Origin of the sequence: Castellaniella sp. (genome assembly GCF_049671645.1) — a bacterium.
Classification (GTDB): Bacteria; Pseudomonadota; Gammaproteobacteria; order Burkholderiales; family Burkholderiaceae_B; genus Castellaniella.
Window position 1 is genome coordinate 173,257 of record NZ_JBATVG010000019.1, and the last position, 16,858, is coordinate 190,114.

The 16,858-nt window shown below is 67.7% G+C and carries 11 protein-coding genes; 9 read left to right on the top strand and 2 right to left on the bottom strand.

The annotated features are described in order from the left end of the window. Window positions 1-83: 83 nt before the first annotated feature. The 4 genes from WBG56_RS09335 (at window position 84) to WBG56_RS09350 (ending at window position 7,247) form a co-directional block, all read left to right on the top strand. Window positions 84-3,848, top strand: coding sequence for a phospholipase effector Tle1 domain-containing protein (locus WBG56_RS09335; protein ID WP_424267550.1), 3,765 nt, complete (start codon window positions 84-86; stop codon window positions 3,846-3,848). A gap of 278 nt (window positions 3,849-4,126) precedes the next feature. Next, window positions 4,127-5,809: an arginine--tRNA ligase gene (argS, locus tag WBG56_RS09340; protein WP_424267860.1), complete on the top strand. Its 1,683-nt coding sequence runs from the start codon at window positions 4,127-4,129 to the stop codon at window positions 5,807-5,809. Window positions 5,810-5,811: 2 nt separating this feature from the next. Then, complete coding sequence (locus tag WBG56_RS09345; protein ID WP_424267552.1) at window positions 5,812-6,522, top strand: SPOR domain-containing protein; 711 nt, start codon at window positions 5,812-5,814, stop codon at window positions 6,520-6,522. 98 nt (window positions 6,523-6,620) lie between these two features. Continuing rightward, the gene (locus WBG56_RS09350) at window positions 6,621-7,247 is read left to right on the top strand and encodes a thiol:disulfide interchange protein DsbA/DsbL (protein WP_424267862.1); all 627 of its coding nucleotides are present in this window, start codon (window positions 6,621-6,623) and stop codon (window positions 7,245-7,247) included. 676 nt (window positions 7,248-7,923) lie between these two features. On the opposite strand, the gene WBG56_RS09355 is transcribed toward WBG56_RS09350, so the two are convergent. Both WBG56_RS09355 and WBG56_RS09360 read right to left on the bottom strand, forming a co-directional pair. Beyond that, complete coding sequence (locus tag WBG56_RS09355; RefSeq protein WP_424267554.1) at window positions 7,924-9,147, bottom strand: trans-sulfuration enzyme family protein; 1,224 nt, start codon at window positions 9,145-9,147, stop codon at window positions 7,924-7,926. A 59-nt stretch (window positions 9,148-9,206) separates the two neighbouring features. After that, window positions 9,207-10,283: an MBL fold metallo-hydrolase gene (locus WBG56_RS09360; RefSeq protein ID WP_424267556.1), complete on the bottom strand. Its 1,077-nt coding sequence runs from the start codon at window positions 10,281-10,283 to the stop codon at window positions 9,207-9,209. Window positions 10,284-10,446: 163 nt separating this feature from the next. Here WBG56_RS09360 and WBG56_RS09365 point away from each other — a divergent pair, with 163 nt between their 5' ends. The 5 genes from WBG56_RS09365 to WBG56_RS09385 all read left to right on the top strand — a co-directional run bounded on the left by WBG56_RS09365 (window position 10,447) and on the right by WBG56_RS09385 (window position 16,849). Next, the gene (locus WBG56_RS09365) at window positions 10,447-10,878 is read left to right on the top strand and encodes a MerR family transcriptional regulator (RefSeq protein WP_424267558.1); all 432 of its coding nucleotides are present in this window, start codon (window positions 10,447-10,449) and stop codon (window positions 10,876-10,878) included. Window positions 10,879-10,909: 31 nt separating this feature from the next. Next, window positions 10,910-12,088: an isovaleryl-CoA dehydrogenase gene (locus tag WBG56_RS09370; protein WP_424267560.1), complete on the top strand. Its 1,179-nt coding sequence runs from the start codon at window positions 10,910-10,912 to the stop codon at window positions 12,086-12,088. Window positions 12,089-12,092: 4 nt separating this feature from the next. After that, complete coding sequence (gene aceK, locus WBG56_RS09375; protein ID WP_424267562.1) at window positions 12,093-13,949, top strand: bifunctional isocitrate dehydrogenase kinase/phosphatase; 1,857 nt, start codon at window positions 12,093-12,095, stop codon at window positions 13,947-13,949. A gap of 9 nt (window positions 13,950-13,958) precedes the next feature. After that, window positions 13,959-15,140, top strand: coding sequence for an acetyl-CoA C-acyltransferase (locus WBG56_RS09380; protein ID WP_424267564.1), 1,182 nt, complete (start codon window positions 13,959-13,961; stop codon window positions 15,138-15,140). A 107-nt stretch (window positions 15,141-15,247) separates the two neighbouring features. Then, window positions 15,248-16,849, top strand: coding sequence for a carboxyl transferase domain-containing protein (locus WBG56_RS09385; RefSeq protein ID WP_424267566.1), 1,602 nt, complete (start codon window positions 15,248-15,250; stop codon window positions 16,847-16,849). The last annotated feature ends 9 nt before the right edge of the window (window positions 16,850-16,858 follow it).

Consider the following 16,858-nt stretch of genomic DNA (forward strand, 5'->3'; position numbering starts at 1 on the left):
CCGCAATGGACATAAACATACACTAACCCAAGTTCGGCACCCTGCCAAGTCGGAAAATATCCGACATTGACAGGAGTCGAGCCATGCCCGAAACCCCCGGCCTGCGCCGCTTTCCCCGCATCCAAACGGCCCGGACGGGCCTGGCGTCCTGCCTGCTGGCGGCCCTGATGTTCCCGTGGCCGGGGCCGGCGGACGCAAGCCCGATCCTGACCTGCCCGACGCCGGCGACGGACCCCGGCAAGCTGCCGCCCTGCGGCGCCGGATCCGCCCTGGGCCCCGCCCGGGACGCGGACCTGGACACCGGCATCAGCAACCCCATCCATCGGATCACGGGTGAGAAATTCCTGCGGGAGATCGACCTGCCCGCTCCACTGGACGACGGCCACCCGGGCCTCACCCGCCTGTATCGATCCGGCGCCCGGTCGGCCGGCCCCCTGGGAGCGGGCTGGGCCAGTGAATACGAAGCGGCCCTGGTGCGAGGCCCGACGGGCTGGCAACTCCGGCTGGCCGACGGCCGGGTTGCACGCTACGACGCGGCGGGCAACCCGCTCCGTGCGGGAGACGGGCGCATTCTGGCGGCTCCGGCCCAGTCCCCCACCCCAGCCCCATCGCCGCGCCCAAGGCCATCCGACGACACGCTGGCCGCATGGCTGCCCGCCACCGGCCACCCGGCCCCCAGCCGCCACACGGCACGGCTCTGGTCGGCCCCCGGCGGGCAGCGGCTGGAGTTCGATGCGCGGGGCCGATTGCTGGCCATCCTCAAACCCGGGCGGGCCTCCACCCGGATCGACTACCACCCCGACGGACCGTTCCAGGGGCTCATCGCGCACATCCGGACGGGCGAAAGACACCTGACGCTGCGCTATGCCCGGCATGGAGACCATCGGCTGCTGCAATCGATGGAAACCCCGCTGGGAATCTTCCGCTACGAATACGACATCCCAACCGTTCCTTCGGGCGGCGGCGCGGCCCGTTCCGCCGCGCCGCGCCTGATCCGCGTCCACCGCCCGGACGGCATGCAGCGCCGCTACCACTACGAACCGTCGCGCCAGGCAGGCCGCCCGACCGCCATCACCGGCGTCACGCTGCAAGATCGCGCCGGGCGCACGCAGCGGATGCGCAGCTGGGCCTATGACGCCGACGGGAGAGTCATCCAGGCCATCCCCGGACCGCCGGGACAGACGGCTGGCCGGCTGGACCTGAACTACCCCCTGGAATCCCCTGCAGCGGTGGAACGGGATGCCCGAGGCCGCCTGACGGCCATCGGCGAGCTACGGATCGAGCGCGCCCCGGACGGCCCGCTGCGCCGCCTGAAACAGACGCGCGGCGGCTGGCCGGGCCTGGTCATGGACTACGATGCGCAAGGCCGCCGCAGCGCCTGGGACAGCGCGCTGACGGGACGGACGCAACTGCGCTACGACGTCCAGGGCCGCCTGCAGGCGCTGACCCACGCCAACGGCGATCACATGACCCTGCAACGGGATGCCGCCGGACGGCCGCGCCGCCTGCATTACGCGGGCAACGACAAGGCCGGCCTGCCGGTCGCGCTGGACTGGCACGGCCGGCACCTGCGGCGCCTGGACCATCCGGCGGAAACCGAGACTCTGGTGACCGGCCCGAACGGCCGGCTGCGTGCCCGGTCCATCCGGCGCCCCCACCCGTCCGGCCCGCTGTCCTACCAGGAAACCTTCGCCTACGACGACATGGGCCGCCTGCTGCGCCACAGCCTGCCCGAGGGCGGCGTCCTGCACACCGCCTGGTCCCCGGACGGACGGCTGAACAGCCTGACCTGGGAAGCTGCCGACGGGTCGCGGCATCCGGTGATCGGCACGACGACAGGCCAGGCCGGCTACCGCTACGGCAATGGCCTGCAGTTGCGCAGCGGCGCCGATGGCCGGGGACGCGCGGACCGGCTGATGGTCAGCGACGGCCCGCGCATCCTGTGGGCGGAACACCGCCTGCATGACACCGACGGCCGGGTCCTTCGACATACCGTGCAGGCTCCGGATCGCCATGCGCAACGCCGCTATGCATACGATGCCCGGCACCGCGTGATCGGCATTCAGGAAACGGACGGACCCGGCGGCGCCCGCATCCGGCATTGGCTGGCCTGGGCGCCGGACGGCAGCCTGATCGGGCGCGACACGCATGACGCGACACCGGAGCCCCCGGCCCACGCACGCTCTTTGCCCGGCCTGCCTGACCCGACACCGCTGCCGCCGATCCGCCGCGACGCGGCGGGACTGCCGCTGCGCATCGGCGACCGCGCCTTGCGCCACCAGGCGCAGCAGCGCCTGGCCGAGGTCCGACAAGGCGACCAAGTCCTGGTCCGCTACACCTATAACGCCCGGGGCCAGCAGATCCGCCAGCAGTCCGGCGGACAGGTCATCGAGCGCTACTACCTGGACAACCGGCTGGCGGCCCGCTGGACCCGCCCCGTCACGCCAGCGGGGACCGCGGCGCCGCGTTTCGGCATCAGCGAACGCTACCTGTATGCGCAGGACGTGCCGGTGGGGCTGCTGCGCACCGACCCCCAGGGCCGCACCCGCCTGTTCTTCATTCACGCCGACCTGCTGGGTGCCCCTGTCATGATCACCGACGGGACACGCGCCGTCCGCTGGCTGGCCGACTACGACACGCTGGGCCGGGCCACCCGCCTGGCCGGAGACCTGGATCTGCCGCTGCGCCGCCCCGGACAGGATGAAGACCCTTTCACAGGCTGGCACGACAACGTCTTTCGCACCTACCTGCCAAAACGCGGACACTATCTGGAACCCGACCCCCTGGGCCCGGCGCCGGGCCTGCAGGCCCTGGGCTACGCCGCCCAGCAGCCCCTGCGCCATATCGACCCGCTGGGCCTGATACTGCTGGCCTTCGACGGCACCCGCTACAGCCGCGCCAACCAGAGCAACGTCTGGAAGCTGGCCCAGGCCTATGCCGACGGTCCGGCCTACTACCACGCCGGCCCCGGCAGCAGCCTGTACGCGGACTGGGACGCCGTGACCGCCGCCAGCAGCGGCCAGATCCTGCGCAATCAATGGCAGTCGCTGATGAACGCCCTGCAGCGGGTGCAAGGGGCCGCCGCCCCGGTGCCGATCGATCTGCTGGGATATTCGCGCGGCGCGGCCCTGGCCCGCGAGTTCGCCAACCGCATCGCCCGCCAGACGCGCAACGGCTGGTTTTCCTACGATGATCCTTTGCGCGGGACCATCGGGCTGTGCGTGGATCTGCGTTTTCTGGGCCTGTTCGACACGGTAGCCCAGTTCGGCCTGCTGGGGGCCGCCAACGCGGGTTTCGACCTGTCCATCGCCGGGGCCTGGGGCTGGGTAGCGCACGCAGTGGCGCTGCACGAACTGCGCAGCCTGTTTCCGCTGGTGTCGGCCGACGAGGGGTCGCCCGCCAACACGGTGGAGGCCCCCTTCATCGGCGCCCACGCCGACATCGGCGGCGGCCTGCTGCTGGATGACCATGGACAGCCCCAGGCAGATGGAGATCTATCGGACGTGGCGCTGAACTGGATGCGCTGGCAGGCGCTGGCGGCCCTGGTGCCCATGAAGGACCTGACCGCCGGGGACCAGCAGGTATCGCGTCCCTGGCTGCACGACGAACGCAGCCCCGGCCAGCGCCTGCTTGGGGGCGACCGCGATCTGCAGGACGCCAGCACCCGATCCCGGGGCCCGCAAGGCGCCGACGCCCGGCTGGGGGCCGCCCAGCGTCAGGCCTTCGAAGCCTTCATCCAGCGCATCAGCCTCTGGGAGCTGAATGCCGGTGCCATCGTGGGCCAGGTGGATATGCAAGGCTACGGTGCCTGGCTGGAAGCCCAACTGGGCCTGCCCGGCATGCGATGACGCGCGGCTCGTCCACCTCACCGCTTGCAAGCGGTTCGGATTCGTCAGGCACCGGACAGTCCGCAGGGACTGCCCGACATGCGATGACGCGCGGCTCGTCCACCTCACCGCTTGCAAGCGGTTCGGATTCGTCAGGCACCGGGCAGTCCGCAGGGACTGCCCGGTGTCCGGACTCATCCTCACGAGCGCCGTGAAATCGGGCTATCATTTCGGGATATCTCTGGCGACAGGGCATGCGCGGCATGCCGGATGCCGCCATCACCGCTCATCATTCCGTCATGCTGCCACAGCACACTACCCAGATCATTTCCCTTCTGCGCACCGCCCTGGACACGCTGATTCCCGGCCACGCGCTGGACATCACCCTGGAACGCCCCAAGGTCGCCGCGCACGGCGACGTGGCCTGCAACATCGCCATGCAGGCCGCCCGCAGCGCGCGCCGCAACCCGCGCGAGCTGGCCCAGGCCATCGTCGACGCCGTCCTGGCCCAGCCGGCCGCCGCGAATCTGATCGCGCAGGCCGAGGTCGCCGGCCCCGGCTTCATCAATTTCCGCCTGTCGGCGGCGGCCCATCAGGCCGTGCTGGGCGTCATCCAGGAACAGGGGGACCGCTACGGTCACCGAGCCGCCCACGATGAACGCATCCTGGTGGAATTCGTCTCCGCCAATCCGACCGGCCCGCTGCACGTGGGTCATGCCCGCCAGGCAGCCCTGGGGGATTCCATCTGCCGGCTGTTCGCCACGCAGGGCGCCCAGGTCGCGCGCGAGTTCTACTACAACGACGCGGGCAACCAGATCCACAATCTGGCCATCAGCGTGCAGGCCCGCGCCCGCGGCATCGAAACCGACAGCCCCGACTTCCCCGAAGACGGCTACAAGGGCGAATACATCCTGGACATCGCCCGCGACTACCTGGCCCGCGCCACGGTGCAGGCCGGCGACGGCGCCCCCATCCAGGCCAGCGGCGATCTGGACGATCTGGACGCGATCCGCCGCTTCGCGGTGGCCTATCTGCGCCGCGAACAAGACCTGGATCTGCAGGCGTTCGACCTGCGCTTCGACAACTACTACCTGGAAAGCTCGCTGTACACCAGCGGCCGGGTGGAACGCACCGTGCAGGCCCTGATCGACGCTGGCCACACCTACGAACAAGGCGGCGCCCTCTGGCTGCGCACCACTGAACTGGGCACGGGCGACGACAAGGACCGCGTGATGCGCAAGTCCGAGGGCGGCTATACCTACTTCGTGCCCGACGTCGCCTATCACGTCGCCAAATGGGAACGCGGCTTTCACCACGCCATCAACATCCAGGGCACCGACCACCACGGCACGATCGCGCGGGTGCGCGCCGGCCTGCAGGGGCTGGGCCTGGGCATCCCGGCGGATTATCCGGCCTATGTGCTGCACAAGATGGTGCGCGTCATGCGCGACGGGGCGGAGGTCAAGATCTCCAAACGCGCAGGCAGCTATGTCACCTTGCGCGACCTGATCGACTGGGTGGGGCGCGACGCGGTGCGCTTTTTTCTGGCGCAGCGCCGGGCGGACTCGGAATTCGTCTTCGACATCGACCTGGCCCTGTCGCACAGCGAGGAAAACCCGGTCTACTACATCCAGTACGCGCACGCCCGCATCCATTCGCTGCTGCGCCAGCACGATACGGCGCAGCAGGCCCAATCGGCCGACCCATCCCTGCTGGCGGCGCCCACTGAAATCACCCTGCTGCAGCGCCTGGCGGAATACCCCAACGTGCTGACGCAGGCCGCCCATGAACTGGCCCCCCATCAACTGGCTTTCTGGTTGCGGGACTGCGCCGCCGATTTCCACGCCTGGTACAACGCCGAACGCATCCTGGTGGACGACCCCGCGCTGGGGGCCGCGCGCCTGCGTCTGGCGCGGGCGACAGCCCAGGTCATCGCCAACGGCCTGGGCTTACTGGGGGTCACTGCCCCCGAACGGATGTAAGCATGGCCTCACGCAAGAAAAAACCCGCAGGCGGCGCCTGGTTCGGCCTGGTGCTGGGCATGGTGCTGGGGGTCGCGGCCGCCGTGGCGGTCGCGCTGTTCGTCACCCAAGCGCCCATGCCCTTCAAGGACAAGGCCAGCCGCGACGCCCCCACTACGCTGTTGCCGGACGTCCAGAACGCGCCGGACCCGAACATCGCCCTGTACGGCAAGGACGGCCCGGCCGGGACCCGCACGCCGGCCCAGGGCGGCGGTTCCACGAACCCGCCGGGCGCCGCGCCGGAGCCCGGCCAGCCGGAAAACCCACTGTCCGACGCCATCGGCCAGCTCATCGCGGGGATGGATCCCTCCGACGCCAAATCGCAGGCCCCCGCCGCCAAAGCCCCGAACACGGCGGTCGCCATCGCCAAACCTTCCGCGCCGGCGGCCAACCTGCCATTCCCGCCGCCGGCGCCCCCCGCCAATAAACCCGCGGCCAATACGCAAACCACGTATTTCCTGCAGACCGGCGCCTTCCGCTCGAAGTCCGAAGCCCAGGCAATGCTGGCCCGCGTGGTGCTGCTGGGGCTGCCGGTGCGCATCGAGGCCGGGGAATCGAACGGCGCCGCGATCAACCGGGTCCGGGTCGGTCCTTTCAAGGGCATCGACGAGATGAACCGGGCGCGCAGCAAACTGGGCGACGAGAAAATCGAGTCCTCCGTCATCCGCCCCTGACCCGCAGCCGGCCGGGGCCCAGATTCACACAGCAGGGAACTGGATCTGGTTATAGTGGTCCTAGAGCACAGACCCTGTGGATTTTTTGGAGTTTCACGATCATGACCGCCTTGTTTTCCCGATTTGCTTCCGGCGCGCTGCTGGGTTTGGCCGCACTGGCTCTGTCACCGGCGCACGCCGCCTCATTCGATACGCTGGATCCGGTCCAGCCGTCGGACACTCCGGGCAAGGTCGAGGTGCTGGAATTCTTCGCCTACACGTGCCCGCACTGCGCGAAGATCGAACCGCTGGTGGTGAAATGGCGCAAGACGCTGCCGGATACGGTGGTGTTCAAGGGCGTCCCGGTGGCGTTCAACGCCAGCATGAAGGATCTGCAGAAGCTGTACTACGCGCTGGAAGCGGTGGGTCGTATGGATCTGCACGACGCGGTGTTCAAGGCGATCCACGAGGACAACAAGCAGTTGTTCAAGGCGGACGAGATCATCGACTGGGTGGCCGCCCAGGGGGTGGACCGCAAGGCGTTCACGGATGCGTTCAATTCGTTCGGGGTTCAGACAAAGGTCACCCGGGCGGACGAGCTGGCGAAGGCCTATCGCATCGATGGAACGCCGTCATTCGCGATCGGCGGAAAGTACGTGACGTCGCCTTCGCATACGGGCAGCTACCAGGGCGCGATCGACGAGACCGACAAGCTGGTGAAGCAGTTGCTGGCCCAGCAGAAATAAGCGGCTTCTTTTTCCGCTGGCAAAGCCATTGCCAGCATTGCTGGCCTCTTGCGCGCTGTGGGATGCCAGGCCTTCCGGCGCAGGCCTCACCCGGTTTCGGCTGCGCCGAAACTTCCCGGGAATAGGGCAGCCCTCGGGGCGCTCGCCAAACGCGTGGGGTGATCAGTCCCCCGGACTGATCACAAGCGTCCCGCTTGAACGGTGGCTCGCTTGCACCCCCGATGTCTACCCTATTCCCGGCGGGCTCGAAGCCTTTCCAGAAGGCCTGGCACCCCACATCGGACCACAGAGGATTGGGGTATTCTCAACCCGATCCTACCGGCAAAACGGGCCTATCCAGAAGGCGGTCAAAACCCTCGCACCGCGCGCCTATTGCATTCAACAATACCTGGCGACCATTGCATGGCGATGACTCGGCAGAGGCGTGCCGGCTGCCCGGCAAAGGCTTCGCGCCCGCCGGCCAGGAAGCCGCCAGCGGGGAGGCAAGAGAGCCACTGTTTGAGCGGGACGCTTGCGGTTCGTCCGGGGGACGAACCGCCCCGCGAGTTTGGCGAACGCCCCGATGGCGGCTGGATGGACGGGAAGTTTCGGCGCAGCCGAAACCGGGCAAGGCCTGCGGCCGGGCAGCCGGCACGCCTCGGCCGCGCAAGAGAACAGCCCCCGCATCAGCAAACAATCAACCCGCCGCTGCGAACGCCTGCGTCAGGTCGGCAATCAGATCCGCCGGGTCTTCCAGCCCGATGTGCAGGCGCAGGACCGTGCCGGCCTTGAGGCGATCGTCGGCGATCGACGCCCAGTAGCCGTGGGACGCCAGCGCGGACGGTTCCACCTGCGTCACCAGGCTTTCGTAGCCGCCCCAGGAATAGCCGATGCCGAACAGGCGCAGGGCGTCGATCACGCGACGCACCTGTTGCTCGTTGAAATCGACCGCCACGGCCAGCAGGCCGTTGGATCCTGTGGCATCGCGCTGCCACAGCGCATGGCCGGGGTCCTGCGGCCAGGCCGGAAAGAAAATGCGCGATACCTGCGGCTGGGCGGCCAGCCACTGGCACACGGTCAGGGCATGTTCGCCGCAGCCGCGCATGCGCAGTCCCAGGGTGCGGGCGCCGCGCAAGGCCAGCCAGGCATCGTCGGCGCTGACCGTATTGCCCAGCGCGTAGTGGGTTTCGTGCAGCTTGGCGACCAACGCGGGGGCCCGGGCCACGGCGGCGCCCAGCATCAGGTCGGAATGGCCGCCGATGTACTTGGTGGCCGCGATCACGGACAGATCCGCGCCCAGGGCCAGGGGTCGGTAGATGTAGCCGGACCCCCAGGTGTTGTCGGTCACGACCGTCAGGCCGTGATCGTGCGCCCAGCGCGACAGCGCGGGCAGGTCCAGCATTTCCATCAACAGCGATCCCGGCGACTCCAGGTACAGCACCCGGGTTTCGGGGCGCAGCGCGGCCTGCAGGCTGGCCAGGTCCGCCCGCACGAAATCCATGGCGATGCCCATGCGCGACAGTATGGTCTTGTGCAGATAGCGCACCGGGCCGTAGACACAATCCACGACCAGGGCGTGGTCGCCCTGGCTGAGGCAGGCCATCAGGGCCATGCTGATGGCCGCCATGCCCGAGGGCGCCAGGAAAGCCCGCTGGCCGTCTTCCAGGCGGCACAGCAGGGTTTCCAGGGCTTCGTGGGTCTGCAGACCGACCCGGCCGTAGGTAGGGACGCGTTCACCGCGCTGTTTCGCGGCCTGGGCGCGATCCAGCACGTCCATGGAGGCGAAGCGGACGGTGCTGGTGCGCATCGACGGCAGGGCGACCGGCCCGGAACCCGTCACAGGGTCCAGCGACGCCTGCCCGATATGCTGCAGCAAGGTGTCGATGCGGTCATCGGCGTGGCCAGTCGCGTCGCGAGTCATGGTGATCAGTATCCTGTGTTCGTCAATCAGTAATGGGGACGGCCCCCGGCTGCGGCCGATCAGGCCTGCTGGAAGCGGTAGATGTCATCGGCGCCCAGCGTGCGCGTCAGGGCGCCCTGAAAGTATAGGGCGTGCAGGTGCGCGATGGATTCGCCCATGGCAAAACTGAGCTGGTGCAGATCCAGCTTCCGGTGGAACAGCACGGGCAGCAGATCGTGGGCGCTCTGGGGACGGACGCAGGCGGCCAGGACTTCGGCCAGGCGTTCCGCGTGGTGAGTCTGCTGCTGGGCGATCCGCCGGTGCAGGCCCCGGAAGGGGCGCCCATGCGACGGCAGGACCAGGGCTTCGGCCGGCAGGCTGTCGTAGGCCTTCAGGGAATCCAGGTACAGCGGCAAGGGATTGGCTTCGGGTTCCAGGTCGAACACGCTGATGTTGGTGGAGATGCGCGGCAACACCATGTCGCCCGAGATCAGCGTGCCCAGGGTCGGACACCACAACGACGCATGTTCCGGCGCATGACCATAGCCGACGATCACCCGCCAGGGGCGCCCGCCGATCTGCACGTCCTGCCCATGCATCAGGCGATGGAAGCGCCGCGGCACGTCGGGCACCAGGCGGGCATAGTAATCATGACGCTGTCGGATCAGGGCCTGGGCTTCCGGGTCCACCAGGCCGTGGCGGGCGAAGTGGCGGGCGGCGGCATCCCCGGCCGGACCGCTGCCTTCCTGGGCGGTGTCGGCCGACGACGACCCTGCCCACAACCGTGCCACAGCATAGTCGGTCATGGACATCCACAGCGGCGCTTGCCAGCGTTGGCACAGCCAGTGCGCCAGTCCGACGTGGTCGGGATGCATGTGAGTGACGATCACGCGCAACACGGGCAGGCCGTCCAGCGCCTGGGCGAAGACGGCTTCCCAGGTGTCGCGGACTTCGCCGCGGTCGATGCCGCAATCCACCACGGTCCAGCCATCGCGGCCGTCGATGCGGTCCCGCAGCAGCCACAGATTGATGTGGTCCAGCGCAAAAGGCAGCGGCATGCGGATCCAGCGCACGCCATCGGCCACCGCCAGGGCATGACCGGCCTCTGGCAGCGTCTGGTCCCAGGGATATTGCAGTTCCTGTTCCTGCGGGTTCACGTGAGTCTCCTGTGCATGTCCGGCCACCCGCCGGGCAGATGTGCCCGGGCAGGCGGGGCCGGATGTTCTCGTTCCACGTATTATGGCAGAGTCCGCACTTTACGTTAACGTAAACTGCTAGCATAATAGGGCCTCCCCCGATCACTGATCACTGCACGAACCCATGAGCCAAGCCACCTGGACCATCTCCGAGCTTGCCCGAGAATTCGGCGTCACGCCGCGCACGATCCGCTTCTACGAGGATCAGGGCATCGTCAGCCCGGCCCGGTCGGGGCGCAACCGCATCTACGCGCCGCGCGACCGCACCCGATTGAAACTGGCGCTGCGCGGGCGTCGCCTGGGATTGCAGCTGGCGGAAATCGTCAACCTCATCAATCTGTACGATCACAGCCATGCCAGCAGCACGGCGCAACTTCAGCACTACGCCGACGTGCTGGACGCCCATCGCCAGAAACTGGAACAGCAGCAACGCGATCTGGACGAAACCCTGAAGGAACTGCGCCGCCAGCAGGCCGATTGCGCGGCGCTGCTGCGCCGTCGCCGCAGCGCCGCGCAGGCCCCGGCCGACGCCGCCCTCCACCCGATCACCGAATAAGGCGCCCGCGCCCCCCCCAAGGAGACTTCCCATGGATTTACCCGGCCTGAATTTCGAACTCGGCTCCGATCTGGACATGCTGCGCGATGCCGTGCGCGATTTTGCCCAAGCCGAGATCGCGCCCCGCGCAGCGGCGGCCGACCGCGACGACCAGTTCCCGATGGATCTATGGCGCAAATTCGGCGACCTGGGCCTGCTGGGGGTGACGGTGTCCGACGCCTATGGCGGCGCCAACCTGGGCTACCTGGCGCACATGATCGCGATGGAGGAAATCTCCCGGGCCAGCGCCTCGATCGCCCTGTCCTACGGGGCGCACTCGAATCTGTGCGTGAACCAGATCCACCGCAACGGGACCGAAGCCCAGAAACGCAAGTACCTGCCCGGACTGCTGTCGGGCGAACAGATCGGCGCGCTGGCCATGAGCGAACCCGGCGCCGGATCGGACGTGGTCAGCATGCGGTTGCGGGCGGAAAAGCGCGGCGACCGCTACATCCTGAACGGCACGAAAATGTGGATCACCAACGGGCCGGATGCCGATACGCTGGTGGTCTACGCCAAGACCGATCCCCAGGCCCATCAGCGCGGCATCACCGCCTTCATCGTCGAAAAATCCTTTCCCGGTTTTTCGGTGGCGCAGAAACTCGACAAGCTGGGTATGCGCGGCTCGCACACCGGCGAACTGGTCTTCCAGGACTGCGAAGTCCCGGCCGACAACGTTCTGGGCGAAGTCAACGGCGGGGTGCGCGTGCTGATGAGCGGCCTGGACTACGAGCGCGCCGTGCTCGCGGGCGGTCCGCTGGGCATCATGCAGGCCGTGATGGACGTGGTCGTGCCTTATGTGCACGAACGCCAGCAGTTCGGCCAGGCCATCGGCGAATTCCAGTTGATCCAGGGAAAGCTGGCCGACCTGTACACCACGCTGCAAGCCTGCCGCGCCTTTTGCTACACGGTGGGGAAAAACCTGGACCGGTTGGGCGCCCAGCACGCGCGCCAGGTGCGCAAGGACTGCGCCGGCGTCATCCTGTACTGCGCGGAAAAGGCCACCTGGATGGCGGGCGAAGGCATCCAGATCCTGGGGGGCAACGGCTACATCAACGACAACCCCACAGGCCGCCTGTGGCGCGATGCCAAGCTGTACGAAATCGGCGCCGGCACCAGCGAAATCCGCCGCATGCTGATCGGCCGCGAACTGTTCAACGAAACCGCCTGACGTCATGCGCAGCGACGGCGACCACCAACGCATCGAACCGGTCACGCCCCGGGGCCAATCCCCCGAGGCGGTCGCCCGCATCATCCTGGCGGGGTTCGATCGCCACTATTCGCTGTTCCGCTACAGCGCGCAACGGGCCAAATCGCTGTTCGAGTCCGGCGACTGGCACGGCATCCAGCAGCTATCGCGCGAGCGCATCGAATACTACGATACCCGGGTGCGCGAATGCGCCACGACTCTGGGCCAGGCGCTGCGCGGCACCACGCCGGCGCAGACCGCCCCGGACACGGCCCTGACCCCCGAACAGCTGGAATTCTGGCAGGCCGCCAAGACCAGCTATATCGGGTTGCTGTCCAGTCACTTGCAGCCCGAATGCGCGGAAACGTTCTTCAATTCGGTGTCCTGCCGCATTTTGCACCGCAATTATTTCAACAATGATTTCCTGTTCGTGCGCCCCGCCGTGGCCACCGAATACATCGACGGCGCCCTGTCCACCTACCGGTCGTACTATCCGCTGACCGAAGGCCTGCTGCCCTGCCTGGTGCGCCTGACGGCCGATTTCGGCCTGGCCGCGCCCTACCAGGACCTGCCTGCCGACGCCCGCCGGCTGGCCCGCATGGGCCTGCGCCACCTGCGCCGCGCCTTGCCGCGCGGCCTGGGCAAGCGCCTGGCGCCCGACTGCCAGATCCAGGTGCTGAACACGCTGTTCTTCCGCAACAAGGGCGCCTACATCGTCGGGCGGCTGATCAACCAGACGGCCATCCACCCCTTCGCCATCGCCCTGCTGCACACGCCGTCGGGTCACATCCAGCTCGATGCCCTGCTGCACACCAGCGACGACCTGAGCACGCTGTTCAGCTTCACCCGGGCGTATTTCCTGGTGGACATGGAGGCGCCGGCGGCCTACGTGGAATTCCTGTCGACGCTGTTTCCACGCAAGCCCAAGGCCGAGATCTACACCACCCTCGGCCTGCAGAAGCAGGGCAAGACCCTGTTCTATCGCGACTTCCTGCACCATCTGGCGCATTCGCGGGACAACTTCGACTACGCGCCCGGCATCCAGGGCATGGTCATGACGGTGTTCAACCAACCGTCCTATCCCTATGTCTTCAAGCTGATCCGCGACCGCATCGCCAAAGACGGCATGGACGAGGCCACGGTGCGGCGCAAATACCAGATGGTGAAAAAGCACGATCGCGCGGGCCGCATGGCCGATACCTGGGAATATTCCCTGGTGGCGCTGCCGCGCAGCCGCTTTTCCGCACGCCTGCTGGCGGGCCTGCGGGCCGAGGTTCCCAGCCTGCTCGAGGAAACCGACGACCTGGTGGTGCTGAAACACGTCTACATCGAACGGCGCATGACGCCGCTGAACATTTTCCTGGCCGGAGCGTCCGACGCCGCGCTGGAATCCGCCGTGCGCCAGTACGGGCAGGCGATCCGCGAACTGGCCGCAGCCAACATCTTCCCGGGCGACATGCTGTACAAGAACTTCGGCGTCACCCGGTTGGGGCGCGTGGTGTTCTATGACTACGACGAAATCCAGCGCATGACCGAGATGCATTTCCGTCGCATCCCGCCCGCCCCCAACGAAGAAGCCGAAATGTCCGGAGAGCCCTGGTACCCCGTGGGCGCCAACGATGTCTTCCCGGAAGAATTCAGGCATTTCCTGCTGGGCGACCCCCGGGTGCGCACGGCCTTTCTGAAACACCACGCCGAACTGCTGGATGCACAATGGTGGCAAGATTGCCGCACACGCGCATCCCAGGGCCGTATCGAAGACATCTTTCCCTACGATCCCGCACGGCGTCTGCAATCCCCGAAACCCGCCGCATCCAGCCAGGATCCGGCCCCGCAGCCATAGGAGCACACCATGTCCGATTCCATCGTCATCGTCTCTGCCGCCCGCACGCCCATGGGCGGCATGATGGGCAGCCTGTCCGGCCTGTCCGCCCATGAACTGGGCGCCATCGCCATTCGCGCCGCCGTCGAACGCGCCGGCATCGAAGGCGACGCCGTCCAGGAAGTCATCATGGGCAACGTGCTGCAGGCGGGCCAGGGCCAGGCCCCCGCGCGCCAGGCCGCCATCGGCGCCGGCCTGCCCAAGAGCGTGCCCTGCAGCACGCTGCACAAGGTCTGCGGCTCGGGCCTGAAGGCCGTCATGCTGGCGCACGACATCATCAAGGCCGAATCGGCCGACGTGGTGGTGGCCGGAGGCCAGGAAAGCATGAGCAACGCCCCCTATCTGCTGCTGCGCGGCCGCCAGGGCTACCGCTATGGGCATTCCACGGTCTACGACCACATGGCCCTGGACGGCCTGGAAGACGCCTATCAGCGCGGCACGGCCATGGGCGTGTTCGCCGAGGACTGCGTCTCGAAATATCACTTCACCCGCGAAGAGCAGGACGCCTTTTCCCTGGAATCCCTGAAGCGCGCCCGCAAGGCCTCCGAGGACGGCAGCTTCAAATGGGAAATCACCCCCGTCACGATTGCCGGGCGCAAGGGCGACACGGTGGTCGACACCGACGAGGCCCCCTTCAAAGCCATCCCTGAAAAGATCCCGACCCTGAAGCCCGCCTTCAAGAAGGACGGCACGGTCACGGCGGCCAACTCCTCGTCCATTTCCGACGGCGCCTCGGCGCTGGTGGTGATGCGTGGTTCCAAGGCCCAGGAACTGGGCGCCAAGCCGCTGGCCCGCATCGTGGCTCACACCCAGCATGCCCAGGAGCCCCAGTGGTTCACCACCGCGCCGGTCGGCGCCATCCAGAAGCTGCTGGCCAAGACGGGCTGGAAAGCCGAAGACGTCGATCTCTACGAGATCAACGAAGCCTTCGCCGTCGTCACCATGGCCGCCATGAAGGAACTGAACCTGCCGCATGACCGGGTCAACATCCATGGCGGCGCCACCGCCCTGGGTCACCCCATCGGGGCATCCGGAGCGCGCCTGCTGACCACGCTGATCGGCGCCCTGCGCAAGACCGGCGGCAAACGCGGCATCGCATCCCTGTGCATCGGCGGCGGCGAAGCCGTGGCCCTGGCCATCGAGATGCTGTAAACCTTCCCCCGCAGGCAGGCCGCCACCCGCCGCCGGCCTGCCTGCGGCGTCGCGCCGGCCATCCCGTCGCCGCGCCAGCGACCCGATTTCTCTTCCCAGGAAACGACATGCCGGTCATCGAATCCCGCATCAACCCGCGATCACAGGAATTCCAGGACAACGCCCGCGCCATGCGCGCCCAGATCGACGACCTGCGCGCCCAGATCGCCCGCACCGGGCAAGGCGGCAGCGAATCGGCCCGAGCCCGGCATCTGGCGCGCGGCAAGCTGCTGCCGCGCGAGCGGGTCGAACGCCTGCTGGACCCCGGCACGCCATTCCTGGAACTGTCCCCCCTGGCGGCGCACGACGTCTACGACAACGCCTCTCCGGGAGCCGGCCTGATCACCGGCATCGGCCGCGTGAGCGGCACCGAATGCGTCATCGTCTGCAACGACGCCACTGTCAAGGGCGGCACTTACTACCCCCTGACCGTCAAGAAGCACCTGCGGGCGCAGGAAATCGCCCAGCAGAACCATCTGCCCTGCGTCTACCTGGTGGATTCGGGCGGGGCGAACCTGCCCAACCAGGACGAAGTCTTTCCGGACCGCGATCACTTCGGGCGCATCTTCTACAACCAGGCCGTCATGTCGTCCATGGGCATCGCCCAACTGGCCGTGGTCATGGGGTCCTGCACGGCGGGCGGCGCCTACGTGCCGGCCATGAGCGACGAATCGATCATCGTGCGCAACCAGGGCACGATCTTCCTGGGCGGCCCGCCCCTGGTGAAAGCCGCCACTGGCGAAGAGGTGTCCGCCGAGGACCTGGGCGGCGGCGACGTGCACACCCGGCTGTCGGGCGTGGCCGATTATCTGGCAGAGAACGACACTCACGCCCTGCGTCTGGCCCGCGACATGGTCGCCCGCCTGAACCGCCCGGTTCCGCCGGGCACCGGATCCTGGACCGAACCGCTGTACGATCCCACTGAACTGGACGGCATCATCCCGCAGGACACCCGCAAGCCCTACGACGTGCGCGAAGTCATCGCCCGCATCGTGGACGGGTCCGACTTCGAGGAATTCAAGGCGCGGTTCGGCACCACGCTGGTCACGGGCTTCGCCAAAATCTACGGCATGCCGGTGGGCATCATCGCCAATAACGGCATCCTGTTTTCCGAAGCCGCGCAAAAGGGCACGCACTTCATCGAACTTTGCTGCCAGCGCAACATCCCCCTGGTGTTCCTGCAGAACATCAGCGGCTTCATGGTGGGGCGCAAATACGAAAACGAAGGCATCGCCCGCCACGGCGCGAAAATGGTCACCGCCGTGTCCACCGCCGCCGTGCCGAAATTCACGGTGCTGATCGGCGGGTCGTTCGGCGCCGGCAACTACGGCATGTGCGGCCGCGCCTTCAGCCCCCGGCTGCTGTTCCTGTGGCCCAATGCCCGGATTTCCGTCATGGGCGGCGAGCAGGCCGCCAGTGTGCTGGCCACGGTGCGCCGCGACAACATCGAACGCAAGGGCGGGCAGTGGTCCGCCGAAGAGGAAGCCGCCTTCAAGGCGCCCATCCGCGACCAATACGAACACGAGGGCCACCCCTACTATTCCACGGCGCGCCTGTGGGACGACGGCATCATCGCCCCGTCCGACACGCGGCGGGTGCTGGGCCTGGGCCTGGCCGCCGCCCGTCACGCCCCGGCCGAAGCCACGCGCTTTGGCGTGTTCAGAATGTAAGGAAACCGC